20 protein-coding genes are annotated in these 22,591 nt (G+C 65.2%); 11 read left to right on the top strand and 9 right to left on the bottom strand.

Annotated features, from left to right (window positions below; all coding sequences use genetic code 11):
* Positions 1-98: 98 nt before the first annotated feature.
* The gene (locus ABIB99_RS33700; RefSeq protein WP_354179742.1) at positions 99-1,577 is read right to left on the bottom strand and encodes a protein adenylyltransferase SelO; all 1,479 of its coding nucleotides are present in this window, start codon (positions 1,575-1,577) and stop codon (positions 99-101) included.
* Between the two features lie 197 nt (positions 1,578-1,774).
* Between ABIB99_RS33700 and aspS the strand changes: the two genes are divergently transcribed.
* Positions 1,775-3,547: an aspartate--tRNA ligase gene (aspS, locus tag ABIB99_RS33695; protein WP_354179740.1), complete on the top strand. Its 1,773-nt coding sequence runs from the start codon at positions 1,775-1,777 to the stop codon at positions 3,545-3,547.
* A gap of 171 nt (positions 3,548-3,718) precedes the next feature.
* On the opposite strand, the gene ABIB99_RS33690 is transcribed toward aspS, so the two are convergent.
* Positions 3,719-5,689 (bottom strand): aq_1923 C-terminal domain, encoded by a 1,971-nt coding sequence (locus ABIB99_RS33690; protein ID WP_354179738.1) that lies wholly within the window; start codon positions 5,687-5,689, stop codon positions 3,719-3,721.
* Between the two features lie 246 nt (positions 5,690-5,935).
* On the opposite strand from ABIB99_RS33690, the gene ABIB99_RS33685 reads away from it, so the two are divergent.
* The gene (locus ABIB99_RS33685) at positions 5,936-8,245 is read left to right on the top strand and encodes an NADP-dependent malic enzyme (protein WP_063983646.1); all 2,310 of its coding nucleotides are present in this window, start codon (positions 5,936-5,938) and stop codon (positions 8,243-8,245) included.
* A 347-nt stretch (positions 8,246-8,592) separates the two neighbouring features.
* Entirely contained in the window at positions 8,593-9,045 is a 453-nt protein-coding gene (locus ABIB99_RS33680) for a DoxX family protein (protein ID WP_063983645.1), read from the top strand.
* Between the two features lie 182 nt (positions 9,046-9,227).
* On the opposite strand, the gene ABIB99_RS33675 is transcribed toward ABIB99_RS33680, so the two are convergent.
* The 4 genes from ABIB99_RS33675 to ABIB99_RS33660 form a co-directional block, all read right to left on the bottom strand.
* A complete protein-coding gene (locus tag ABIB99_RS33675; protein ID WP_063983644.1) occupies positions 9,228-9,779 on the bottom strand; it encodes a dihydrofolate reductase family protein in 552 nt (183 codons plus the stop codon).
* A gap of 7 nt (positions 9,780-9,786) precedes the next feature.
* A complete protein-coding gene (locus tag ABIB99_RS33670; protein ID WP_028147793.1) occupies positions 9,787-10,800 on the bottom strand; it encodes a polysaccharide deacetylase family protein in 1,014 nt (337 codons plus the stop codon).
* Between the two features lie 166 nt (positions 10,801-10,966).
* Positions 10,967-11,533, bottom strand: a complete 567-nt coding sequence (locus ABIB99_RS33665) for a glutathione peroxidase (protein ID WP_063983643.1) — start codon at positions 11,531-11,533, stop codon at positions 10,967-10,969.
* A gap of 110 nt (positions 11,534-11,643) precedes the next feature.
* Complete coding sequence (locus ABIB99_RS33660) at positions 11,644-13,263, bottom strand: L,D-transpeptidase (RefSeq protein ID WP_354179734.1); 1,620 nt, start codon at positions 13,261-13,263, stop codon at positions 11,644-11,646.
* A gap of 208 nt (positions 13,264-13,471) precedes the next feature.
* On the opposite strand from ABIB99_RS33660, the gene ABIB99_RS33655 reads away from it, so the two are divergent.
* On the top strand, positions 13,472-14,020 hold the full coding sequence (locus ABIB99_RS33655; protein WP_028157500.1) for a CreA family protein: 549 nt from the start codon (positions 13,472-13,474) through the stop codon (positions 14,018-14,020).
* Between the two features lie 33 nt (positions 14,021-14,053).
* Here ABIB99_RS33655 and ABIB99_RS33650 read toward each other — a convergent pair whose 3' ends face one another.
* Positions 14,054-14,257, bottom strand: a complete 204-nt coding sequence (locus ABIB99_RS33650; RefSeq protein ID WP_354179732.1) for a hypothetical protein — start codon at positions 14,255-14,257, stop codon at positions 14,054-14,056.
* A gap of 413 nt (positions 14,258-14,670) precedes the next feature.
* On the opposite strand from ABIB99_RS33650, the gene ABIB99_RS33645 reads away from it, so the two are divergent.
* Together ABIB99_RS33645 and ABIB99_RS33640 are read left to right on the top strand one after the other, a co-directional pair.
* Positions 14,671-14,835 carry a hypothetical protein gene (locus ABIB99_RS33645; RefSeq protein WP_166096179.1) on the top strand — a complete coding sequence of 55 codons (165 nt, stop codon included), beginning with the start codon at positions 14,671-14,673 and terminating at the stop codon, positions 14,833-14,835.
* A 59-nt stretch (positions 14,836-14,894) separates the two neighbouring features.
* The gene (locus ABIB99_RS33640; protein WP_063983641.1) at positions 14,895-15,260 is read left to right on the top strand and encodes a hypothetical protein; all 366 of its coding nucleotides are present in this window, start codon (positions 14,895-14,897) and stop codon (positions 15,258-15,260) included.
* Positions 15,261-15,263: 3 nt separating this feature from the next.
* Here ABIB99_RS33640 and ABIB99_RS33635 read toward each other — a convergent pair whose 3' ends face one another.
* On the bottom strand, positions 15,264-15,509 hold the full coding sequence (locus tag ABIB99_RS33635) for a DUF6719 family protein (RefSeq protein WP_071914551.1): 246 nt from the start codon (positions 15,507-15,509) through the stop codon (positions 15,264-15,266).
* Between the two features lie 67 nt (positions 15,510-15,576).
* Positions 15,577-17,049, bottom strand: a complete 1,473-nt coding sequence (pdxR, locus tag ABIB99_RS33630; RefSeq protein WP_354179729.1) for a MocR-like pyridoxine biosynthesis transcription factor PdxR — start codon at positions 17,047-17,049, stop codon at positions 15,577-15,579.
* A gap of 75 nt (positions 17,050-17,124) precedes the next feature.
* Between pdxR and ABIB99_RS33625 the strand changes: the two genes are divergently transcribed.
* From ABIB99_RS33625 to kynU, 5 genes are all read left to right on the top strand, one after another.
* The gene (locus ABIB99_RS33625; protein WP_354179727.1) at positions 17,125-17,850 is read left to right on the top strand and encodes a pyridoxamine 5'-phosphate oxidase family protein; all 726 of its coding nucleotides are present in this window, start codon (positions 17,125-17,127) and stop codon (positions 17,848-17,850) included.
* A 52-nt stretch (positions 17,851-17,902) separates the two neighbouring features.
* Positions 17,903-19,180, top strand: a complete 1,278-nt coding sequence (locus ABIB99_RS33620) for an ArgE/DapE family deacylase (RefSeq protein ID WP_354179725.1) — start codon at positions 17,903-17,905, stop codon at positions 19,178-19,180.
* A gap of 371 nt (positions 19,181-19,551) precedes the next feature.
* Positions 19,552-20,361: a hormone-sensitive lipase gene (locus tag ABIB99_RS33615; protein WP_354179723.1), complete on the top strand. Its 810-nt coding sequence runs from the start codon at positions 19,552-19,554 to the stop codon at positions 20,359-20,361.
* Between the two features lie 34 nt (positions 20,362-20,395).
* The gene (kynA, locus tag ABIB99_RS33610) at positions 20,396-21,235 is read left to right on the top strand and encodes a tryptophan 2,3-dioxygenase (protein ID WP_014495717.1); all 840 of its coding nucleotides are present in this window, start codon (positions 20,396-20,398) and stop codon (positions 21,233-21,235) included.
* Between the two features lie 7 nt (positions 21,236-21,242).
* On the top strand, positions 21,243-22,445 hold the full coding sequence (gene kynU / locus ABIB99_RS33605) for a kynureninase (RefSeq protein WP_354179720.1): 1,203 nt from the start codon (positions 21,243-21,245) through the stop codon (positions 22,443-22,445).
* Positions 22,446-22,591: the final 146 nt, after the last annotated feature.

The following is a 22,591-nucleotide window of genomic DNA, read 5'->3' as shown; positions in this document are numbered from 1 at the left end:
GCTCGTAGGGTGGATTAGCGAAGCGTAATCCACCTCTGTACTCTCGTCTGGTTGAGAGAAGCGGTGGATTACGCCTTCGGCTAATCCACCCTACGCACCTACGTCCCGCAGAACGTCTGCAGCACCCGCTGGTCCGGCAGCGGCGGATCGGCGTAGGCGGCATAGTCCGGCTGGTCCTCGAACGGCTTGGCCAGCACCGTCACCAGCTCTTCGAACGGCGCGTAGTCGTCGTTGTTCACCGCGGCCTGGATCACGGCCTCGACGCGGTGGTTGCGCGGGATGAAGATCGGGTCGACGGCGTGCATGGCGGCCTGCCGCTCGGCTGCGGCCTGCGGCTCCAGCGCGGTGCGCTCGCGCCAGCGTTTGGCCCAGTCGTCGAAGGTTGAGGGGTCCATGAACTGCGCGCGGACGTCGGCGATTCCCGCCTCGTTGCCTGCGGCGTCACCGAGCTTGCGGAAGGTGAGGGTGAAGTCGGCCTGGTTCTTGGCCATGGCGTCCAGCAGGTCCTGGATCAGCGCCTCGTCGCCGTCGCGTTCCGTGAACAGGCCGACCTTCTTGCGCAGGCCTGCTTGATAGGCGTTGCTGAACGTCTCTGAGAAGGCGCCGAGAATGTCCTGGGCTTCGGCGACTGCCTTTTCCTGGTCGTCGGAGAACAGCGGCAGCAGGCATTCGGCGAGCCGGGTCAGATTCCACAGCGCGATGCGCGGCTGGTTGGCATAGGCATAGCGGCCCATCTCGTCGATCGACGAAAACACCTGCGCGGGGTTGTAGGCATCCATGAAGGCGCAGGGGCCGTAATCGATGGTCTCGCCGGAGATGGAGCTGTTGTCGGTGTTCATCACGCCGTGGATGAAGCCGACCAGCAGCCAGCGCGCGATGAGATCGGCCTGACGCGCGACGACGCCGGCGAGCAGGGCGTGATAGGGGTGCTCTGCATGGAGCAGGTCCGGATAGTGACGAGCGATGACGTGGTCGGCGAGCCGGCGGATCGCGCCGGTGTCGCGGCGGACGGCAAAGAACTGGAAGGTGCCGACACGGATGTGGCTCGCGGCAACACGCGTCAGCACCGCGCCGGGCAGCGCGGTCTCGCGGATGACGTGCTCGCCGGTGACGACCGCGGCGAGCGAGCGCGTGGTCGGGATGCCGAGCGCAAACATGGCTTCGCTGACGATGTATTCACGCAGCACCGGCCCGAGCGCGGCGCGGCCATCGCCGCGGCGGGAGAACGGGGTGGGACCCGAGCCCTTGAGCTGGATGTCGCGGCGGACGCCGTCTCTGTCGATGACCTCGCCGAGCAGGATCGCCCGGCCGTCGCCGAGCTGGGGCACGAATTGCCCGAACTGGTGGCCGGCATAGGCCATGGCAATGGGATCGGCGCCGACGGGAACCGTCTTGCCGGCCAGGATTTCGGCACCCTCAGGGGTCTCCAGCAGGTCAGGGTCGAGCCCGAGCTGGACCGCCAGCGGGCGGTTCAGCTTAATCAGCCGGGGGGCGGCCACAGGGGTCGGCGCGACCCGGGCAAAGAAGCTGTCCGGCAGTGCCGAATACGAGTTCTGGAAGGGGAAATGAACGGTCATGGAGGTAAAGATAGGCGGGGAACGCCTGATGGCAAAGGCTTGGGGCCCAATCGGCCAAAAATGGGAGCTTCGGCCCCAAAACAGCCCGTTCCCTTGGTTGCCGCCTCCGGCCTCGTCGGGTAAACCCTGCCGCAACTTCGGACCGGTCGTCTCAGGCCGTCCGATTCGACCCCTCCGACATTGATTTTGGGACGACCATGCATCGCTACCGGTCACATACATGCGGCGCGCTCCGCGAGAGCAACATCGGCGAAACAGTTCGCCTCTCGGGCTGGGTCCATCGCGTTCGCGACCATGGCGGCGTGCTGTTCATCGACCTGCGCGACCATTACGGCCTGACCCAGTGCGTGGTCGATCCGGACTCGCCGGCGTTCGCGCTGGCCGAAAAGCTCCGCTCGGAATTCGTGGTCAAGATGGACGGCAAGGTCCGCCGCCGCCCCGAGGGGACCGACAATGACGATCTGCCGACCGGCAAGATCGAGATCTATGTCAGCGAGATCGAGGTGCTCGGTCCGGCCGGCGACCTGCCGCTGCCGGTGTTCGGCGATCAGGAATATCCCGAAGACATCCGCCTGAAGTATCGCTTCCTCGATTTGCGCCGCGAGAAGCTGCACCAGAACATCATGACGCGCGTCGAAATTATCAAGTCGATGCGTCGGCGCATGGAGGGGCAGGGGTTCTTCGAGTTCAACACCCCGATCCTGACTGCGTCCTCGCCGGAAGGCGCGCGCGACTTCCTGGTGCCGTCGCGCATCCATCCCGGCAAGTTCTATGCGCTGCCGCAAGCGCCGCAGCAGTACAAGCAGCTGCTGATGATGTCGGGCTTCGACCGCTACTTCCAGATCGCGCCCTGCTTCCGCGACGAGGACCCGCGTGCCGACCGCCTGCCGGGCGAGTTCTACCAGCTCGACGTCGAGATGAGCTTTGTCACGCAGGAAGACGTCTTCGCGGCGATGGAGCCCGTGATCACCGGCGTGTTCGAGGAGTTCGCCAAGGGCAAGCCGGTGAGCAAGAACTGGCGCCGCATCCCGTTCGCCGAAGCGCTGCGCAAATACGGCAGCGACAAGCCGGATCTGCGCAACCCGATCGAGATGCAGGACGTCTCCGAGCATTTCCGCGGCTCCGGCTTCAAGGTCTTTGCGCGCATGCTCGAAGACCCCAAGAACCAGGTCTGGGCGATCCCGGCGCCGGGCGGTGGCAGCCGCGCGTTCTGCGACCGCATGAACTCGTGGGCGCAGGGTGAAGGCCAACCCGGTCTCGGCTACATCATGTGGCGCGAGGGCGGCGAGGGCGCTGGCCCGCTTGCCAACAACATCGGGCCTGAGCGCACCGCTGCGATCCGCGCGCAGATCGGCACCAAGGAAGGCGATGCCGCCTTCTTCGTCGCCGGCGACCCCGACAAGTTCTGGAAATTCTCAGGTCTCGCCCGCAACAAGGTCGGCGAGGAATTGAACCTCACCGACAAGGAGCGGTTCGAGCTCGCCTGGATCGTCGACTTCCCGATGTACGAGTACAACGAGGACGACAAGAAGGTCGACTTCTCGCACAACCCGTTCTCGATGCCGCAGGGTGGTCTCGACGCGCTGAAGGGCCAGGACCCGCTGACCATCAAGGCGTTCCAGTACGACATCACCTGTAACGGCTACGAGATCGCCTCGGGCGGCATCCGCAACCACGTGCCGGAAGCGATGGTGAAGGCGTTCGAGATCGCAGGTTACGGCGAGCAGGAAGTGGTCGACCGGTTCGGCGGCATGTACCGCGCCTTCCAGTACGGCGCGCCGCCGCATGGCGGCATGGCCGCGGGCGTCGACCGCATCGTGATGCTTCTGTGCGGCACCAACAATCTGCGCGAGATCTCGCTGTTCCCGATGAACCAGCAGGCCATGGATCTGCTGATGGGTGCACCGTCCGAACCCAGCACCAAGCAGCTCCGCGAGCTGCATGTGCGGGTGAACCTGCCGCAGAAGTGATCCCTCTTCGCCTCTCCCCGCGTGCGGGGAGAGGCCGCATCGCATCGAAGATGCGAGGCGGGTGAGGGGGACTCTCCACGAGTCACTTTGTTACCTTCTTCGCGGAAGCAGCCCCTCACTCCAACCCTCTCCCCGTAAGAACGGGGCGAGGGAGCGCACCGCCGCTCGCCCCTACAGCCCCGTCGACGCCTCGATCCTGAACTGGGCCAGCGCGACGATCGGCTCGCCGTTCAGCGCGTCCATGAGCTGAAGCACCGGCAGCTTGCCGAGCGGCGTGAGCTTGATGGTGAGCGTCTGACCTGAGGTCTCGACGAAGCCGGCGAGTGCATCGACCGCCGCTTTGGCATCGAGATTGGCGGCTGTGACCTTCTCACCCTGCGCCCGGATCATCTCGGCGATGGCGCTGCGGGCGGCGTCGCGGCTGACATTCTGCATGCGCGAGAACTGCGCCACGACGAGATCGACGACGCCGCTGTCACGCAGGGAGAGCTCGATCGCACCGGTCTCGACCTGCGCCGCCTGCTCCACGGCCTGCACCGGATCGGCCGTGAACACGCCGCGCGGCACGTTGGCGAGTGCGAAGCGGGCCTGAGCTTTCGCAAGGTTGCCGAGATCGATCGTGGCAGGCGCGAGCGCAAAAGCGCCCGAGGACTCCGTCCAGGCGGCACCAAGATCGAGGTCGATCGCGAGCTTGTCCACGCCCGCCATGATCAGCGGCCGTTGCGCCGGACTGGAGGGATCGGTCGGCGTGACCATCTTCACGACGAGATTGGCCTTGCTCGGGATCGATCCGACCAGCTGGCCCCAGTTCAGGCTGATCGTGTCGATGGTGATGAGCTGCCGCGTGTTCTTGTAGGGCGAGACCACGCCCTTGATCTCGGCGCCTTCGAGCACCCGGAACAGGCCCAGCATCTGGTCGGGCGAGGGCGCCTGCCCGGGATTGCTAAGGCCAGCGGCCCAGCGCATCAGGTTCGTAATGCTGAACGATTTGAGCGCGAAGCGCTCCATCTTGAACTGCCCTTGCGGCGACGGCGTATCGACGCCCTCGACGGCGAACTCGCCCTCGCGGTACCTGACCGCATTGATCTTGGCCGTTCCCTGCGGCGTCCCGATCGACGTCTTGCCCATCTCGGCCTTGCCGATGCGAACACCCTCGTAGACCCCGGCGAGCTTCTCCAGCAGCTCGCGCGCCTGCGCCGGCGTCTGGGGCGCCGATTGATCCTGCGGCAGCGCGGCGAGCACGTCGGCCAGCCGGAATTTCGACGGCTGCACGGCGATGTCCTCGATGGCGAAGCCGTCGATATCGACGCGCATCGCCTGTGCCGATTTGAGCGTGTACGGGCCTGCCGAGACTTGCCGGTAGACCCGGCGATAGTTGTCGTCGCCGCTCGTCTGCGGATCGAGCGCCGCGAGGATCGCGGTGGCATCGAAATCGTTGACGATGATGTTCGAAAGCTCGCCTGTCAGCTTGTCCGGCTTGCCTGGCTGCTTCACCTCGACCGAGATGACGGCGCGGTCGGCCTTCATCGCATCGATCTTGCCGTGCTTGAGGTTCTGGATCGCCAGCCCGGAATAGGTGAACTCGCCGCTGCCGGCGGCAGCGTTGCCGGAATCGAAGCTCATCGTCAGTGTCGGGGCCGTAAGCGACGAGGCCGTGACGCCCGTGTACTGGCTGAGCGCATAGCGGTACATCTCGATCAGGGAGTTGTCCGCTGGCGCAGCCGCGGCGTGAACGGGACCGGCGTAGTCGCGCATCGTCAATTGCGGGATCTTGTAGGAGACTTTCAGTTTTGCCGGGGGAGCCTGGTCCAGTGCGACCTCAACACCGGTGATGTCGATGCTGTCGGCCGAAAACCTGATATCGTCGACTAGGCGAACGCCCGTCCCTTTGATGCCGGCGATCTTGATCTGCGCCTGCGGCAGGTTGCCGGGAGTGACCGCGATATCCTCGATCGTCAGCGTCCGGGTCGCGAGCTCGAACGTGATCTTGCCGTGGCTCGCCTTGCCGCCCTGTTGGCGCATCTGCTCGAACGCCGCCTCGACCTCGCTGGTCGCGCGGTGCTGGGCATAGAAGTTGAAGCCGAACCATCCGCCCGCGGCAAGCACGGCTGCCACGATCAGGCCGATCAGGATCCGCTTCATTCCCAGCTCCAGTTGCCCGTTTTGCACTGCGCAACCTGCCATATTCGGGAAATGCCGCGCGGTCTAGGGAAAGCTAGCGCTATCAGGTATTTGACCATGCGCCCTGTTGATGGGGCCGTAATCGGATGTTGCCACCGGGGCGCCCGCCGTGCTTCATCCCGTTTCCATGACCCGGAAATACCGTCCGCTTGGGCGACGGCTCCGGATGAGGCATTTTGAAGCCGGTAACGCGAGGCGAGACACCGCATGTCGTCTTATTCTGATGATCTCCACCAGGCGGCGCTGGCCTATCACCGTCTGCCGCGCCCCGGAAAGCTCGAGATCCAGGCGAGCAAGCCGCTCGCCAACCAGCGCGACCTCGCGCTTGCCTATTCTCCGGGCGTTGCTGCCGCCTGCACCGAGATCGCCAAGAACCCGGCGGAGGCCGCCACGCTCACCACCCGCGCCAATCTGGTCGCGGTGGTCTCCAACGGCACCGCGGTGCTCGGCCTCGGCAATATCGGCCCGCTGGCCTCCAAGCCGGTGATGGAGGGCAAGGCGGTCCTGTTCAAGAAGTTCGCCGGTATCGACGTGTTCGACATCGAGATCGCCGCCGACACCATCGAGCGCGTGGTCGAGACCGTGGCGGCGCTCGAGCCGACCTTCGGCGGCATCAATCTCGAGGACATCCGCGGACCGGAATGCTTCGAGATCGAGGCGCAGCTGAAGGAGCGCATGAAGATCCCGGTCTTTCATGACGACCAGCACGGCACCGCCATCATCGTCGCCGCCGCCATCACCAATGGTCTCAGGCTGAACGGCAAGAAGCTGTCCGACGTCAAGATCGTCGCGTCGGGGGCAGGGGCCGCCGCGATCGCGACGCTCAACCTTCTGGTGTCGATGGGCGCGCAGCGCAAGAACATCTGGGTCTGCGACATCGACGGTCTCGTGCATGAAGGCCGCAACACCACGATGGACCGCTGGAAGGCGGTCTACGCGCAGAAGACCGACAAGCGCACGCTGGGCGACGTCATCGGCGGCGCCGACATCTTCATCGGGCTGTCGGCACCAGGGGTGCTCAAGCCGGAGATGGCCAAGGCGATGGGCGACAAGCCCCTGATTATGGCGCTCGCCAATCCGACCCCGGAGATCATGCCGGAGGAGGCGCGGAAGGTGCGCCCCGACGCCATGATCTGCACCGGCCGCTCCGACTATCCGAACCAGGTCAACAACGTCCTCTGCTTCCCCTTCATCTTCCGCGGCGCGCTCGACGTCGGCGCCAGCGCCATCAACGAGGAGATGAAGCACGCCGCCGTCGAGGCCATCGCGCAGCTCGCGCGCGAGGCGCCGTCGGATGCGGTCGCGCAGGGCTTTGACACCGGCGAAACGCAGGGCTTTGGCCCCGGCTCGCTGATCCCGAGCCCCTTTGATCCCAGGTTGATTCTGCGCATCGCGCCCGCCGTCGCCAAGGCGGCGATGGAGTCGGGCGTCGCGACGCGCCCCATCACCAACTTTGACGAATACACCGCGCTGCTCGAGCGCTTCGCCTTCCGCTCCGGCCTCGTCATGAAGCCGATGTTCGCCAAGGCCAAGACCCAGCCGGTGCGCGTGATCTACGCCGAAGGCGAGGACGAGCGCGTGCTGCGCGCCACGCAAGTGGTGCTGGAGGAGAAGCTGGCGACGCCGATCCTGGTCGGGCGTCCGTCGGTCGTCGAGGCGCGCATCAAGCGCTTCGGCCTGTCGATCAAGGCAGGCAAGGATTTCGACCTCGTCAATCCCGAAGACGATCCGCGCTATCGCTCCTATGTGCAATCCTATGTCGAGGTCGCCGGCCGCCGCGGCGTGACGCCGGATGCGGCGCGCACGGTGGTGCGCACCAACAACACGGTGATCGCCGCGCTCGCGGTCATGCGCGGGGAGGCGGATGCCATGCTCTGCGGCGTCGAAGGCCGCTACATGCACCACCTCCGCCATGTCCGCGAGATCATCGGCTTCTCCGCGGGGATCATCGACTATGCGGCGCTGGCGCTGCTGATCACCAGCAAGGGCGCCTTCTTCATCGCCGACACCCAAGTTCGGCCCAATCCGAGCGCCGAGGAGCTCGCCGAGATCGCCTCGCTGGCGGCGGTCCACGTCCAGCGCTTCAACATCAAGCCGAAGATCGCCTTCGTCTCGCACTCGGATTTCGGCAGCTACGACACCGAATCCTCGCGCAAGATGCGCCGAGCGACCCAGCTGTTGAAGGAGAAGCATCCGGAGATCGAGGCCGACGGCGAGATGCAGGGCGACACGGCACTTTCAGCTGCTGCGCGGAAAATGGTGCTGCCGCACTCCAAGCTGGAGGGCGAGGCCAACATCATGATCATGCCGAGCCTCGACACCGCCAACGTCGCCTATCAGATGATCAAGTCGCTGGCGGATGCGCTCCCCGTCGGCCCGATCCTGATCGGCCCGGCGCGCCCCGCCCATATCCTCACGCCCTCGGTGACCGCGCGCGGCATCCTAAACATGACGGCCGTTGCGGTCGTGGAAGCGCAGGAGCGCGCTGCACGGCAGCAGCCGACGTTGTTTACGTAAGATGCCGTCTTACCCTCTCCCCCTGTGGGAGAGGGTGGATCGCGGCGTTAGCGGCGAGACGGGTGAGGGGCTCTATCCACGAGTCCCACCGCTATTGAGCTCGCGGAGATACCCCTCATCCGGCGCCATAGCCGAAGCTTCGCTTCGGCGTTCTTAAGAACGGCGGCCGCAGGCCGCCTATGCCACCTTCTCCCGCAAGGGGAGAAGGCGCACCGCCCGCGTCGCCAACTTTGAATTGCTCGCAGTTCGCCATTTCCCCGTTTGTAAACCGGCGCACGACTCTTCATAATCGCCCGGTGCTCTCGTCAAGACGCCTTTTTCAAAAAGCCTGAGCCAAGAGGCCGATCATGCCAGCGTTCGTGACTTTCGGGCGAATCCTGTTCGCCGTGCTGTTCATCTACACGGGCGCGACCAAGTTCTTTCCCCTCCAGGCGACGGCCGATTTCATCGCCACCAAGGTGGTGGTGCCGGAAGTCATAGAGTCCTACACCAAGCAGATCGAGACGGCGACCGCCATGACCACGCCGCAACTGCTGGCGATCGCGGGCGGCGGGCTTGAGATCATTGCAGGCCTGATGATTGCGCTGAACTTCGGCGCGCGCTTTTTCGCATTGCTCATGATCATCTACATCGCGGTTTCGACCGTCCTGTTCTCCGATTTCTGGAATCAGGCCGCGCCCGACAACGCCAGGATGGTGGTCGATGCGCTGAAGAATCTCTCGATCATCGGCGCGCTGTTCATGATCATGGGCTACGGCCGCGCTACGCGCTCAGCCGAGACGGCCTACGGCGACGTGTAAAGCGAGTTGATGGCTCGTCCGACAGCATCTCCACCCGCGCCGAATATCGCGTCACTCATCTCGGGGCGCGAGACGATCTGGCGTCTGATTTCATGACCAGCCTGAGCGCGGGCGGCACGGTGCACACGCTGCGCGGCGTGCTGGCCTATCACCTTCCGACGCCGTAGCGCAGATCGCCTGCGCTAGACTCGACGCCACGGCGTCACCGTGACGTCATGCGCCGCGTCGAGCAGATACGGCGCCCCCGGCTTCATCCCGTGTGACGCCAGCACCTCATGCGGCGTCCGCTCCGGCACGCCGACAAAGCAGCCTTCGCCGCCGGGCAACCGCACATGCGGTGCTTCCGACAGCCAGAACGTGTCGTAGCGGTCCATGAACATGTCGAACACGACGGGGCCGCCGATGATTGCGACCGTGCCGGAGGCGACATCGGCGAAAGCGCAGGCCTCCTCGAAGCTCGCATGCTCGGGATTCCACAGCGTCGCGTTCGGCATCTCCGGGTCGACGGTGAGTGCCTTGATCTTGCGGGTGAGGATCAGCCGCTTGCGCTTCGGCGAATTCTGCTGCTGCTCGTGCGAGTGTCCGCCGTGCACGACGACCGCGGCTCGATCGAGCGCTTGCTCGAAAAAGCGCTTGTCGCCTTCGAACACCAACGTTGAGGGCATGATGTGCGACGGATCGGCAAGCATGCCGTCCGCCGATATGATGACGTAACCCTCAAACCGGAAAGACAATTGCGGTCTATTCCGAGACCGTCGTCACGACGGAATTGACCGGGCGCGTGCTCACCGTCGGCAGCTTGACGTCCTTGAGCAGCTCCTGGTCGTATTCGGGCAGCGTCGAGGCCGGGAACTTGGCGCGCATCGCCACGACCTTGTAGCCGCCGGCCTTCAGGCGCTTGAGCAGCTCGGGCAGGGCTTCCGCCGTGTGCTTCTGGAAGTCGTGCATCAGGATGATGCCCTTGCCCTTGGTGTCGAGCTTCTTCATCACGGTCTCGATCACCTTCTCGGGCTTCGACGCCTTGAAGTCGAACGAGTCGATGTCGCAGGAGAAGATCGCGACGTTGCGGTTGCCGAGATAGGTGACCATCTCCGGCGGGTGCTGGAGCGCCGGGAAGCGGAAGAACGGCGAGGGCGAGATGCCGCCGAGCGCCCACTTCACCGCCGAGAAACCCTTCTCAATCTCTTCCTTGCGCTGCGCTTCCGTGAGCTTCTTGTTGTTGAGGTTGGCGTGCGACCAGGTGTGGGCGCCGACAGTGTGGCCGGCCGCATAGACCTGCTTCAGGATCTCCGGCTCATAGGTCGCGTGCTTGCCGATCGAGAAGAAGATGCCGGTGGTGCATTCGTCGGCGAGTGCCTTCAGCACCGCGGGCGTGTTCTTCGGCCAGGGGCCGTCGTCGAAGGTCAGCACGACCTCCTTGTCGCGCAGGAAGTCGAGCTCCTTGAAATGCTCGAAGCCGAAGCCCGGACCACCCGTGGTGTCGATCTCGACGGTGCGGGCGACGCCGAGCGCGCCGGGCGTGTTGCAGGCCGCGCGGGCGGGCTGGGGCGCCTGTTTCGGCGGGGGCGGGAAGGCCGCTTGCGTCGGCGCAGCGGCTGCCGCCGCGGGAGCGGGCGCCGGTGCCGCGGCGGGGGCTGCAGCCGGTGCCGCCTGGGTGGCGGCTGCGGGCTTTGCGGCCGGGGTCTGCGACCACGCTGCGCCTGCCATCGCAACCGACATCGCGCTTGCCAAAATCAGTCCTGCCGCCACACGCATGGTGTTGTCCTCGAGATTGATCCCGTTGTTCCGCCGCAGCTTTTCGCCTCTGGCAAAACCATCCTGCCCCTTGATCGTCCTAGCCTAGATGGTGGGCCCTCGTCATTGCAACGGCTGTTTGGCACCCCGCCACAATTGTGCCCAACCGGATGCGGGCTTGCGGGTGTCAGCTGTCGGCCAGCGCCTTCGCAATCGCTGTCTTGACCCGCGTGTCCGTCGGATCGACCGCAGACGGATACACCTCGGCAATGTAGCCGTCGCGCCCGATCAGGTATTTGTGGAAGTTCCAGCGCGGAACGTCGCGGGGGCGCGCCTCGGCCGCCCATTTGTAGAACGGATGCGCCTTGGCGCCGACCACCACGGCCTTGGCCGCGATCGGAAAGGTAACGCCGTATTGGTGGTGTGCGGTCTCCGTGATCTCGCTGGTGCCGCCTGGCTCCTGGCCGCCGAAATCATTGGAGGGTACGCCGATCACGGTGAGCCCGCGCTCGCGAAACTCGCTCCAGAGCTCTTGCAGGCCCGCGTATTGTGGAGTGTAGCCGCAGAGCGAAGCGGTGTTGACCACCAGCAGCGGCTTGCCAGTGAACGCGGCAAGGCGGATGTCGTCGCCTGATAATGCAGGGAAGGAGAACGCATAGGCCGAGATCCGGCTCATGCCGCCATCGGCGCGGCTGCGTCCAGCAGACGCGGTCGTCGCGACAAGCGCGGCGAGCATGGTCCTGCGGTTCAGCATGGCAACGTCCCCCGACGTGATCCGGGACGCACCTTACTGCGTCGGCGCGACGCGCCTGGTCAACACCGCGTTATCGGACGCGGCAAGGCGCCACTTCGCTCGAAAGCGCTCTAGTAGAGGCGGACGATGAAGTCGGTGCCTTCGCCGGTCTCGCCCTGGTTGATGCCCTGGTCGGAGACGATGATCGAGCCGCCCGATGTCAGCATCTCGTTGATCTTCGCCATGGTGTCCGCAGGGATCGAGATACGGTCGAGCGCCTCGGCCGGGCTGTCCGGCATGACCACGGGCTTGGCTGTAACGGGCTTGGCGGCGACGGGGATCACGGCGGCGCCACGCTGGCGGAGTGTCACGCGGCTGTCATCTTCGCGCGCGGCGGCGCGGGCGGAGACCGGCAGCGACACCACCGACCAACGCAGCGCGTTGGTGTCGGTCTTGTCGACCTCGGCGGTGAACACGTGGGTGCCGAGCGGCCGGTCGCTCGCAGCGATCGTGACGGGAACCTCGAACAGCGGCGCAAAGTTCTGCCGCACGTAGAGCTTGGAATCCTTGCGGCTGATGAACACCGCGATCTGGCCGGCCCGTTTGGGCGTCTCCGGCTTCGCCGCAGGCGCAGGATCAGCGACGCGGGTCTCGTCCTTCTTTGCGTCGGGCGAGGCGGCGAGCGCCGGTGCGGCAGCGGGCGCATCGGACTTCTTCGCGGGCTCGGCGGCTTCAGCCTTGGGCGCTTCTGCAGTCTTGGGCGCTTCTGCGGCCCCAACGGGCTTTGCGTCGGTGCTTGCGGGCTTGGCTGCTTCTTCCGACTGCGGCTTGACCGCGGCAGATGCCTCGGCGCTCCTTTCAGACTTGGCCTCAACCTTGTCCGCTGGAGCGGCTGCTTCCTCGCGCGCCGGTGCATTACCGGTGGTCGCATCCGACATCACGGTATGGCCGAGCGACGAACGCAGCTCGAGCGCGCTCTCGGCGCTGGCAGTCTTCGTCTCGACAGGCATTGCTTCGCTGACTTTGGTTGGTGGGGCGCCCTTGTCGGCCTTGTCGCCGACATTGGTTTGCGGCTCCAGGCTGACGGCAGGCTGCGGCGGCACGCGCACCGAGGCGAGCAGGGGATGCGAGAAACTTTGCGGCGACATCTGGCCGGGCGAGACGATCACGCGCGCGCCCATCCTGGTCCAATTCCACATCTTCACCGCGAACGCCATCGGCATGCGGATGCAACCGTGCGAGGCCGGATAGCCCGGCAGCACGCCGGCATGCATGGCGATGCCGGACCAGGTGATCCGCTGCATGTACGGCATCGGCGCGCCGCTATAGATGTTGGACTGGTGGAATTTGTGCTTCTGGATCACGCTGAAGACGCCCATCGGCGTCGAGTGGCCCTTCATGCCTGTCGACACCGCGGATTCCGCGAACACGCCGTTGGTGTCGTAGACCGTCACCTTCTGCCGATCGATCGACACGACGATCACGAGCGGACCTTGCGGCTTGGTGCCGGCTTCCTTCTCGGCGACGACCGCCTTCTTGCCAGCCGTACTGCGCTTCTGGGGCTTCTGCCGGGGAATGTCGGGATAGCGCTCCTGCCGGGCGGCGTAGGACCCGTCCGAGTAGTCGCTCCAGTAGTAGAACGCCGCGTCCGCCTGGCTGGTCAAGCCAATCGCACCCGCCGCCGTCAAAATGGCGACCTGCCACAGCCGGGCCGGCCTGGCAGAAAAACTGGCCCCGTTCACGCTATTCATTCCTCGAATCCACAATCCAACTCAGAAATTAGTCTCGCAGAGGGGATACGCGTTCACTAGCACGGCAGTTCTGCCATCAGCGAATTTTGTCCATGACGTAGCAAAAAAGCCTCACGGAGCGGTAAACGGCGGCCGCGACGGCTGCCGGTCGTCTTCCTGACCGGCTGTCGCGTGCCTACATTGCCGGGACTTGTTACCGGAGAACTTCATGTCATCTCGTTTCCCCGGTCTTTCCGGCATCCGCTTGAAAGGCCTTGCTTTATTCCTCCTGTTGCTGGCTGTCCCAGCGAGTTCTGCAATCGCCGCCGACGAGCCGGATCTGATCTTCCGTCGCTCGACGGTATTCAAATGGATGAGCCCGAATGACAAGCTCGCGACCTACGGCCTCGACGACCCCGAGGTCGAGGGCGTGGCCTGTCATTTCACGGTGCCGGAGAAGGGCGGCTTCAAGGGCTGGCTCGGCCTTGCCGAGGAGGTCTCGGATATCTCGTTGGCCTGCCGCCAGGTCGGTCCGATCAAGTTCAAGAACAAGATGGAGCAGGGCGACGACATGTTCCGCCAGCGCCGCTCACTGTTCTTCAAGAAGATGCAGATCGTGCGCGGCTGTGACGCCAAGCGGAATGTGCTGGTCTACATGGTCTATTCGGACCGGCTGATCGAAGGCTCGCCGAAGAACTCGACCTCGACGGTACCGGTCATGCCGTGGGGACCGGCTGACGCCAACGTCCAGAAGTGCGGCGAGTTCTTCACTCAGTGACGCGCGTGCGTTCACTCAGTGACGCTCTTGCGTTCACCCGGTGACGAGAGTGCGGCTGGCGCGCGGTTTTGCGAGATGCGAGCCGGTCAGCCGCACGAATGCTTGTGGCGCGGCCTCGTGGCCGCGGTCCGACTGCAGCGACATCGCCCCGATTGAAGCGACGCGGCTGGGTCGCTGGTCGGCGCGGTCCGTCCGCAGGTCCGCGTCGCGCGGCGTTGCGCGATCTTGCGCCGTCATGATGGCATCCCTCAACTGAACGCGCCCGGTGGTTCCGGGCTTCTCGGTTTCGATGGCTTGGGTCGCAGTCGAATCGCGCCCGGTTCGACGGAACCCAGCCCCCGTTCGGGCTTCTCTTCAGCAGAAAAACGTAAAATGCATGTGAAGTGCGGAAGGCGTGCGTGTGACGGCGCGCAGTGTGGGTCTGCTTCCAAGCAGGGACAGAGCCTGCAAGGCCACTTTCAGGCGCGGCGCGACCCATTTGAAAAGACTGGGATTTTCCGCTGAATGTTTCGTCGCCTGGCGCGTGACGAAACAATTCTCACAAAGACGAAACCATTTTCCGCTTTTGGCGCATCACGCGCGAAACGACGCATGGTTATCAGCTTCACAACGACGACGCACCGCCGGCCAAGGAATTGGGACACGAGATCATGCGCACGCTCAGCTTCATCCTTGCCTTCGCTTTCGTGCTCGCCGGCTCTTCGTTCGCGGGGGCGCCGGACGGCAATCTCCCGGGTGTCGGCACCTTCCAGTACAGCGGCTCGCCGGTCACCACCACGGCGCCGCAACCGATCGTGGTCGCTGCGCGTTTCTGATCGACAGCCAAGAAAATCAAAAGAAAAATCACAAGAAAAACCAGCCGATAAAGGCCATCATGATTGTCCGATTCTGCGCCGCAGCGTTCGTTTCGCTTCTGACGATCAGCGCTGCCCACGCGCAGGTTCGCGCTCCTTCGAGGCTACCGGATCCCCGCAGCGAGTTTATGCGTCAGTGTGCGCCGCGGATGCTCGGGCGCTGGGAGCATCCCGAGGAGGTCTGCGGCTGCCTGCATGATCACGCCGTTGCTGCCGTCGAGGACCGCGATCTGCGCGAGGCGCTGTTGCGCGGCATCAGCGAGACCGGCGTGCCAACGATCGAGACTGATTGGGTGCCCGCGTCCAAGCAGGGCGAGATCGGCTCGACCTTCACCAAGATCGCCAAACCGACCTTGCAGTGCATGTTCGACCCGGCGAAGTCGTAACCATCACTTCGATTTCGGACCGAAGCGCGGAACGCAGGCGATGGTCCGCGCGACGCCCTTGTCGGTCATTCTCGCACCGCGCACTTCCTTGACCTGCCCGGCGGGGCAGGTTCCGTCATCCACTTGCACGCGCTGGCCGAGCTTGAGATCGGTGATGTCCTGTTCACGTCCGACAGTGACGGCATGCGCCGCCGTCGCGAGGGCGACCGAGATCAGCAGCGAGAGGCAGGTCGCGCGGCGCAGCAGCATGATGTGAGGTCCCGGCATCGATGCCGCAATGTAGGGAGCGGCAGGCGATTCTCATAGTGAACGTTCGTCACGCCCGCCGGGCCGATTTGCTCCTCGCGCGCAAGGCGCCACGCGACTCCAGCGCGAGCCGTTCGGCGGAGGCCACGAGTTGCGGAACCGCGTGGCCGGAAAATCCCAGCACGAACCCGGGCAGGGGACGCGCGCGCGAATAGGTGTCGGCCAGTAGCCAGCCTTCCGCGCCTGCCGCCTGCTTCGCTTCTGCCGCCGCCGACAGCTCGACCGATGGATCGAACCGGGCGACGAGGTGCAGCCCTTGCGACGGCACAGGCACCGACAACGCGCCGTCGGATGCTGTTTCCAGGGTCTCAGCCAGCGCGTCGCGCGCCTCGCGATAGAGCTTTCGTACCCGCTTCAGGTTGGCGGCGAACGCGCCGGAATTGAGCATGTCGGCCACCGCGCCCTCCATCAGCGTGCCGGGAAAGCGGTCGAGCGCGGCGCGCGCGGCCGTGACGTCCGCGATCAGCCACTCGGGCAGCGCGCAATAGCCGATGCGCAGGCCCGGAAACAGCGTCTTGGCGAACGTGCCCATATAGATCACGCGCTGGAGATGATCGATGCCGGCAAGCGACATCAACGGCGCGCCGTCATAGCGGAACTCGCTGTCGTAATCGTCCTCCAGCACGAAGGCGCCGGCCTGCTTCGCCCAATCCAGCAGCTCCAGCCGTCGCGGCATCGACATCTGCACGCCCAGCGGAAACTGGTGCGACGGCGTCACATAGGCCGCGCGTGCGGACGATGCGGCGGTGCGGCCCTTGGCGACACGTATCCCGTGCTCGTCGACGGGGACGGGCACGGCGCGATAACCGCAATGCCAAATGGTGTTTCGCGCGGCGGGGTAACCCGGGTCCTCGCACCAGACCTGGTCGTTGGGCTTCAGGATCGCGCTCAGCACGATGCGCAGCGCGTGCAGCGTGCCCGAGGTCAGCATGATCTGATCCGGGTCGCAGCGCAGGCCACGCGCCGACAGCAGGTGATCGGCGATCGCCGCGCGCAGCTCGCGGCTGCCGCGCGGATCGCCATAATGCAGATGCTCGGGCCCGAACGCGCGCATGCGCCGCCCGACGAAGGCACGGAAGCGCTGCAGCGCGCGCTCGTCGATATGGGTACAGCCGAGCGAGAATGCGCCCTGTCGCGGCGCTTCGACCACGGCCTTCGGCTTCTTCGGTTCGGCGGCGCGCGCCGGTATCCGCGCTGCAACGAAGGTGCCGGAGCCGACGGTCGCAGCGGCAAAGCCGTCAGCGATCAGCCGTTCATAGGCCGTGACGACGGCGTTGCGGCGGAAGCCGGTCTGCTTGGCCAGCGTCCGCGACGGCGGCAGCGGCTCACCGGGTTTGACGAGGCCAGAGACGATCATGTCGCACAACGCCTGGTACAGCCGGTGCGCCGATGACGCGCCCGCGGTGATATGCGGGCCGGTGAGGTCGAGCGGCAGTTCGGCCTTGGCCGGCGAGGGGGCAAAATTGGTCGGAATTTTTCGCATGGAATTGGCACTATCGCAGACCAAATCCGCGGCTACAACTCTCCTGGAATTGTTCCAATCCCGACAGGAGCGGCCGTGAGCCAAGCTGAAAGCCAAAATTCCTATCCGACGTCAGCGCGCAATCAGGTCAAGCGCCGTCACGACCGCGGCTTCTACGACCACGACACCGTTCACCGCATCCTGGATTCCTCGATGCTCTGCCAGGTCTCCTATGTGATCGACGGCCAGCCCTATTGCACGCCGACCTTCTTCTGGCGCGAAGGAACGAAGCTGTACTGGCATGGCTCGAGCGCCAGCCGCATGCTGCGCAACCAGACCAGGGGCGAGCGCGTCTGCCTGACGGTCGCTCATCTCGACAGCCTCGTGCTGGCGCGTTGCGGCTTCAACCATTCCGCCGACTACCGCGCCGTGATGGCGTTCGGCACTGCCTATCTCGTCACCGATTCCGAGGAGAAGGAGCGGGCGGTGATTGCCATGGTCGATCGCTTCTTCCCGGACCGCACCGCAAGCCTGCGTCAGAGCAGCACGCAGGAGATCAAGGCGACCTCCTTCATTGCGATGGAGATCGAGGAGGCCTCGGCCAAAGTCCGCGCCAAGGGTGTGGCTGACGACGACGAGGACTACGAATTGCCGATCTATGCCGAGCGCATCCCCGTGCGCACCGTCTTGGGCGCGCCGGAGCCGTGCCCGCGCCTGCTGGATGGTGTAACCCGGCCTGCGACGCTGAATGGCTATTCGGAAGGCCGGCTGCTCGAAGATGCATTGCGGGATGCTTATTTTGTGGAGTACCCGAACGGCTGAAATCGGCTAGCTTGCGCGCACCATTGACCAATTGGATGCCTGGAGTTGCCTGATGAATGCCGAAACGCAGCAGAGGATTCTTGACGCCGTCGATGTCGGCTTCGAAGCCCAGCTTGCGACCACAAGCGATTTCGTTGCGATCCCTTCGACCCGCGGGGCCGAGGGGCCGTGCCAGGACATGATCGGCGACCTCCTGCGCGAACGCGGCTACGAGGTCGACGACTGGCACATCGATGTCGATGACCTCAAGGATCTGCGTGGTTTCGGTCCGATCGAGCACGATTTCTCCAAGGCGCGCACGGTGGTGGGCACCTACCGCCCGCAAACGAATGGCGGCAAATCGCTGATCCTCCAGGGGCACTGCGACGTTGTGCCCGCGGGGCCGCTGGAACTGTGGGACACGCCGCCATTCTCGCCCGTCATCAAGGACGGCAAGATGTTCGGCCGCGGCGCCTGCGACATGAAGTCGGGCACGATCGGCGCGCTCTACGCGCTGGACGCGATCAAGGCGGCGGGTTTCAAGCCGACGGCGCGGATCCACTTCCAGTCCGTGATCGAGGAGGAGAGCACCGGCGTCGGCGCGCTCTCGACATTGCAGCGCGGCTATCGTGCCGACGCCTGCTTCATCCCGGAGCCGACCGGCGGCAAGATGGTGCGCTCGCAGGTCGGCGTGATCTGGTTTCGCCTGCGCGTGAAGGGCCATCCGACCCACGTTGCCTTCGCCGGCTCCGGCGCCAACGCCATCATGGCGGCCTATCATTTGATCCAGGCGCTGCAAAAACTCGAGATCGAATGGAACGAGCGCGCGAAAGCCGATCGGCATTTCAAGACGCTGAACCATCCCATCAACTTCAACCCCGGCATCATCAAGGGCGGCGACTGGGCCTCCAGCGTGCCGGCATGGTGCGACGTCGATTGCCGTATCGCGGTCCTGCCGGGCTGGTCGATCGCCGATCACCAGAAGGAGATCATGGCCTGCGTTGCGGCTGCTGCGCGCAACCACCGCTTCCTTGCCAACAATCCGCCGGAGGTCGAATGGTCGGGTTTCCTGTCGGAGGGGTATGAACTGACCGACGCCGCGGCGCCCGAGGCCGCGTTCGGCAAGGCCTTCAACACCGTCTATGGCAGCGAAATCCAAGACCTCGTCTTCACCGCGCTCACCGACACCCGCTTCTACGGTCTCAATCACGGTATCCCCAGCCTCTGCTTCGGCGCGAGCGGCGGCGAGATGCACGGCTTCAACGAGTTCGTCGACCTGGAGTCGCTGAAGAAGTCGACCAAGGCGATGGCCCTGTTCATCGCGGATTGGTGCGGGGTGGAGAAGGCGTAGGTCTCTCCGCCGTCATTGCGAGGAGCCCTTGCGACGAAGCAATCCAGACCGTCGCTGCGGAAGCAGACTGGATTGCTTCGCTGCGCTCGCAATGCGGGCGGACGGTTCTGTAGGGTGGGCAAAGGCGCTCTTGCGCCGTGCCCACCAACTCTCTTCTACTCCGAACGAAGGGGTGGGCACGCTTCCGCCTTCGCTCTTCGAGCTACGGCGGACAAGTCGCTTGGCCCACCCTACGGCACCTCGGTTGGAGCGCCCACTGCCCGAAACACGGGTGCGATCAAATACTTTAAGCTTAAAAGAAAGACTAGGACGCCGTCCTGACTGGTGGCAGACTGGCGCCCAGTTCGACGGCCGAATCCTTGGGTGTCACGATGCGCGATTGGGATGATGCTTACGCCAATTCGGCCCATATCCCGGGCTCGGACAAGATGCCGGCCCAATGGGCGGAGCGGGCGGCGGCTTACCGCGCCGGCCTGAAAGACTTCCGCGCGGACGTCGCCTACGGCCCGGGCGAACGCCAGCGTCTCGACCTGATCCTGCCAGACGGCGACAGCAAGGGCCTCGTCGTCTTCGTGCACGGCGGCTACTGGATGCGCTTCGACAAGTCGACCTGGACCGATCTTGCCGAAGGCGCGCGGCATCACGGCTGGACAGTGGCGCTGCCGAGCTACACGCTGACGCCGGCCGCCCGCATCTCCGACATCACCACAGAGATCACCGCCGCGATCGCCAAGGCGGCTTCGCTCGTTTCCGGCCCGATCCGGCTCGCCGGCCATTCCGCGGGCGGCCATCTCGTCACGCGCATGCTGTGCAACGACAGCCGGCTCGAGCCCGCCGTCTACAACCGCATCGCCGGCACGCTCTCGATCAGCGGGCTGCATGATTTGCGACCGCTGCTCAAGACGAAGATGAACGAGACGCTGCGCATGACCATGGAGGAGGCGACGCTTGAAAGCGCGGCGCTGCACCTGCCGCGGGGACATTCGCCGGTCACGGCCTGGGTCGGCGGCGGCGAGCGGCCCGAATTCATGCGGCAGTCCGATCTGATCGCCAATGTCTGGACCGGCTTCGACGTGCCGACGCGCCTCGTCGTCGATCCAGGGCTCAACCATTTTACGGTGATCGACGGACTGAAGGATCCGTCGTCCCCGATCACCGCGCGCCTGATCGGCCTCGACTGACGCGGCGAGGATCGATCGATCGAAAGGGCCTGCCATGACGTCCAGCGATTACGATCCCACGAGCGAAGGCGCCGAGACCGATTTCGCCCGGCGTATGTCCTACGGCGACTATCTGGCGCTGGATGCGATCCTCGGCGCGCAGCATCCGCTCTCGGAGGCCCATGACGAGATGCTGTTCATCATCCAGCATCAGACCACGGAGCTGTGGATGCGGCTCGCCATCCACGAGCTCAGCGCCGCGCGCCGCGCCATCGCCAGGGACGAAGTGCAGCCCGCGATGAAGATGCTGGCGCGGATGTCGCGCATCTTCGAGCAGCTCAACGGCGCCTGGGACGTACTGCGCACCATGACTCCCAGCGAGTATACGCGTTTCCGCTCGCAGCTTGGCCAGTCCTCGGGCTTCCAGTCGCGTCAGTACCGGCTGATCGAATTTCTGGTCGGCAACCGCAACCACGCCATGCTCAAGCCGCACGCGCACGATGTGGAAACGACCAGGCTGCTCGAGGGCGAGCTTGCCACGCCGAGCCTGTACGACGAGGTGCTGCGGCTCGCCGACCGCAACGGGCTCAAGATGCCCGCGTCCGTGCTGGCGCGCGACGTTCGCGAAACCCACAGCTTCAACGAGGGCGTGCTCCAGGCCTGGCGTATCGTCTATGAAGCGCCGGAGACGCATTGGATGCTCTACGAGCTTGCCGAGAAGCTGGTCGACTTCGAGGACTACTTCCGGCGCTGGCGCTTCAACCACGTCACGACGGTCGAGCGCGTCATCGGCTTCAAGCGCGGCACCGGCGGCACCGGCGGCGTCAGCTATCTCAAGCGCATGTTGGAGGTCGAGCTGTTCCCCGAGCTCTGGCGCGTCCGCACGATTCTGTAGAGATCCCATGACCAAGCTCCGCGTCTACGACGACACCAGGGCCTTGTTCCATTTGCCTGAGGGCGTGATCTATCTCGACGGCAATTCGCTCGGCGCGCTGCCGCTGGGCGTTGCCGAGCGCGTCGGCAACGTCATCACGGCCGAGTGGGGCAACGAGCTGATCCGCGCCTGGAACACGGCTGGCTGGTATGCCCAGCCGCGCCGTGTCGGCGATCGCATCGCGCGATTGGTCGGTGCGGAAGCCGGCTCCGTGATGGTCGGAGACACGCTGTCGCTCAAGGTCTACCAGGCACTCGCCGCCGCGCTCGACATGAACGCCGCGCGCAAGGTCGTGCTATCGGACACCGGAAACTTTCCGACCGATCTCTACATGGCCGAGGGGCTGATCGCGACGCTCGGCCGCGGCCATCAATTGCGCCTGGTGGCGCCGGAAGAGATCGAGGCCGCGTTGTCGGAGGAGATCGCTGTCCTCTACATCACCGAGGTCGACTACCGCACCGGACGGCGCCATGACATGGCGACGCTGACCGCGAAGGCGCATGCGCTCGGCATCGTCACGGTCTGGGACCTCGCGCATTCGGCCGGCGCGCTGCCGGTCGATCTCGCTGGCTGCGGTGCCGATTTCGCCGCCGGCTGCACCTATAAATACGTCAACGCCGGCCCCGGGGCGCCGGCCTTCCTCTACGTCGCGCCGCGCCACGCCGACGGAGTGCGCGCCGCGCTGTCGGGGTGGATGGGCCACGCCAAGCCGTTTGCGTTCGAGCTTGCCTACGCGGCGGCCGGCGGCGTCGAGCGCATGCGCGTCGGTACCCCGCCGGTGCTTGCAATGGCGGCGCTGGAGGCCTCGCTCGACATCTGGGACAGGGTCGACATTCGTGAGGTCCGTGCGCGTTCGCTGGCGCTTGGCGATCTCCTGATCGCCGAGGTCGAACGCCGCTGCCCCGAGCTCAAGCTCGTCACCCCGCGCGCGCACGAGCACCGCGGCTCACAAGTCTCCTTCGCCTTCGCCGGCGGCTACGCCGCCATGCAGGCCCTGATCGCCCGTGGCCTCATCGGCGATTTCCGCGCGCCTGACATCATGAGGTTCGGGATTACACCGCTCTACATTGGGGAGAGCGAGATCATGCGAGCAGCCGAGATCATCGAGGAGGTGATCGCAGGCGAGGTCTGGCGTCGGCCGGAATATCAGGTCGTGAACGCGGTGACCTGAAGAAGGTCTCGTGCCCCGGACGCGGCGCAGCGCCCCCGGCGATGCGAAGCATCGTCCGGTGCGGTGCGCCGGAGAGCCGGGGCCCACGCTGCACTGAACTCCGTATCGAGATGGGTCCCGGCTCTGCGCAGCAACGCTGACGCGTT

Source organism: Bradyrhizobium sp. LA6.1, from assembly GCF_040547805.1.
Lineage (GTDB): Bacteria > Pseudomonadota > Alphaproteobacteria > Rhizobiales > Xanthobacteraceae > Bradyrhizobium > Bradyrhizobium barranii.
This window is presented reverse-complemented; position numbering and strand designations above follow the sequence as displayed.

Bases quoted from the DNA above. Each gene is read 5' to 3' on its own strand.
- ABIB99_RS33700 (WP_354179742.1), bottom strand. From the start codon at position 1,577: ATGACCGTTCATTTCCCCTTCCAGAACTCGTATTCGGCACTGCCGGAC.
- aspS (WP_354179740.1), top strand. From the start codon at position 1,775: ATGCATCGCTACCGGTCACATACATGCGGCGCGCTCCGCGAGAGCAAC.
- ABIB99_RS33690 (WP_354179738.1), bottom strand. From the start codon at position 5,689: ATGAAGCGGATCCTGATCGGCCTGATCGTGGCAGCCGTGCTTGCCGCG.
- ABIB99_RS33685 (WP_063983646.1), top strand. From the start codon at position 5,936: ATGTCGTCTTATTCTGATGATCTCCACCAGGCGGCGCTGGCCTATCAC.
- ABIB99_RS33680 (WP_063983645.1), top strand. From the start codon at position 8,593: ATGCCAGCGTTCGTGACTTTCGGGCGAATCCTGTTCGCCGTGCTGTTC.
- ABIB99_RS33670 (WP_028147793.1), bottom strand. From the start codon at position 10,800: ATGCGTGTGGCGGCAGGACTGATTTTGGCAAGCGCGATGTCGGTTGCG.
- ABIB99_RS33665 (WP_063983643.1), bottom strand. From the start codon at position 11,533: ATGCTGAACCGCAGGACCATGCTCGCCGCGCTTGTCGCGACGACCGCG.
- ABIB99_RS33660 (WP_354179734.1), bottom strand. From the start codon at position 13,263: ATGAATAGCGTGAACGGGGCCAGTTTTTCTGCCAGGCCGGCCCGGCTG.
- ABIB99_RS33655 (WP_028157500.1), top strand. From the start codon at position 13,472: ATGTCATCTCGTTTCCCCGGTCTTTCCGGCATCCGCTTGAAAGGCCTT.
- ABIB99_RS33650 (WP_354179732.1), bottom strand. From the start codon at position 14,257: ATGACGGCGCAAGATCGCGCAACGCCGCGCGACGCGGACCTGCGGACG.
- ABIB99_RS33645 (WP_166096179.1), top strand. From the start codon at position 14,671: ATGCGCACGCTCAGCTTCATCCTTGCCTTCGCTTTCGTGCTCGCCGGC.
- ABIB99_RS33640 (WP_063983641.1), top strand. From the start codon at position 14,895: ATGATTGTCCGATTCTGCGCCGCAGCGTTCGTTTCGCTTCTGACGATC.
- ABIB99_RS33635 (WP_071914551.1), bottom strand. From the start codon at position 15,509: ATGCTGCTGCGCCGCGCGACCTGCCTCTCGCTGCTGATCTCGGTCGCC.
- pdxR (WP_354179729.1), bottom strand. From the start codon at position 17,049: ATGCGAAAAATTCCGACCAATTTTGCCCCCTCGCCGGCCAAGGCCGAA.
- ABIB99_RS33620 (WP_354179725.1), top strand. From the start codon at position 17,903: ATGAATGCCGAAACGCAGCAGAGGATTCTTGACGCCGTCGATGTCGGC.
- ABIB99_RS33615 (WP_354179723.1), top strand. From the start codon at position 19,552: ATGCGCGATTGGGATGATGCTTACGCCAATTCGGCCCATATCCCGGGC.
- kynA (WP_014495717.1), top strand. From the start codon at position 20,396: ATGACGTCCAGCGATTACGATCCCACGAGCGAAGGCGCCGAGACCGAT.
- kynU (WP_354179720.1), top strand. From the start codon at position 21,243: ATGACCAAGCTCCGCGTCTACGACGACACCAGGGCCTTGTTCCATTTG.